This window comes from Clostridium tertium (assembly GCF_902652255.1).
Lineage (GTDB): Bacteria > Bacillota > Clostridia > Clostridiales > Clostridiaceae > Clostridium > Clostridium tertium_A.
The window spans coordinates 1-1,453 of sequence record NZ_CACRTO010000039.1; the positions used below are offsets into that span (position 1 = coordinate 1).

The 1,453-nt window shown below is 26.1% G+C and carries 2 protein-coding genes; one reads left to right on the forward strand and one right to left on the reverse strand.

From position 1 onward, the window contains the following. Positions 1-424 (reverse strand): GntR family transcriptional regulator (locus GPX08_RS12815; protein WP_156627194.1); only part of this gene is annotated, 424 nt, incomplete at its 3' end. Positions 425-797: 373 nt separating this feature from the next. Between GPX08_RS12815 and GPX08_RS12820 the strand changes: the two genes are divergently transcribed. After that, on the forward strand, positions 798-1,453 hold a 656-nt coding region (locus GPX08_RS12820), incomplete at its 3' end, for an SIS domain-containing protein (RefSeq protein WP_156627195.1).

The following is a 1,453-nucleotide window of genomic DNA, read 5'->3' on the forward strand; positions in this document are numbered from 1 at the left end:
TTGAGTTACAAAACATATATATATTTAAAATTGAAGTATGATCTGATGTGTAGTTATATAGTAATATGGATTGCATAATTTGGGTAGATTCTTCTATGTTAAGACGTTTTGCTATTTTTTTTGTTGCTAATATATGTCTAAATAGTAGATTATGTCTTTTTTTGTTGTCTTTTTCAAATAATGAGGATATGTTTCTAATATCTATTTTTTCTTTATCGCCACAATAATAATATCCACTTTTATCTTTAACATATAAATATTCATTATTAACTAATTGTTTTAACGCTTTTCGTAATGAAAATCTTGAAACAGAAAATAAATCAGAGAAAAATCTTTCACTAGGCAATTTGTCTCCTGGTTGAAATTTATTATTGGTTATATAAAACATTATTTCTTCACCAATAATATTTTCATCATTTATCATATAATCAGCCTTTCTTAATTATTTTACTATACTAATTATATATTAAGAACCAAATCTTTTCAATATAAACCAAAAATAATTGTAATTTAATATTATTGTATTAATATTATATGGATTTTATTGGTGAATTATATTTTTAAATAGATATGAGATGTATTGATAATCGTTTTTCTAAACCACGATATAATGTGGAATAAAGCGAGTTAATAAAATAAAAACCACAATATACATAATTGAATATAAAAGTATTACATGATGTATAAGATTTTGCTTATATAATAAAATTGGTAAAAAAATTAAAAAAGTGGTTGTATTATAAGAGCAAACTGGTATAATATAATCATAAGTGGTTGCTATAGAAAGGAGAAATGATATGTACAATTATGATGTTAATGAATTTTTAAGAGAAGGAAGTGAGGTGTATGAGTTAAGATCTTGTATTGAAAAAACTGTAGATGATATTTATAAAATTGGAGTGTCTAGAGTGGTTTTGACAGGTATTGGTGGTACAATCTTTGAATTAATGTCTGTGAAGAAAATATTTGATGATTATTCAGCTTTAGAATGTATATTGATGAATGGAGCAGATATGCTAGTTGAGCAACCAACATGGATTGACGAGCATACATTAGTTATAACCGGAAGTAAATCAGGTGATACTCCAGAAACTTTGGCAGCTTGTGATTATTGCAGAGAAAGAGGGGCGAAAGTTATTTCTTTAGTAGGATCAAATGATTGCCCGTTAGCTAGAAAATCTGATTATATTATTGTATCTGAAATTCCAGGGATGACACATACTTATTTAAAATTCTACCTTATTGTTCTAAGATTTTTGTGGAATAATTGTGAATTTACTGAATATGAAAAATTTGCTGATCAATGTTGCGGCTTATACAAATCTATAATTAAAATACAAGAAAAGTTTGAACCTATTGCAACAAATATTGCTGATAATTATTCTCATGAAAATTATCAAATTTGGGTGGGGTCAGGAATTGTTTGGGGTGAAATCAATATGTTCACTATGTG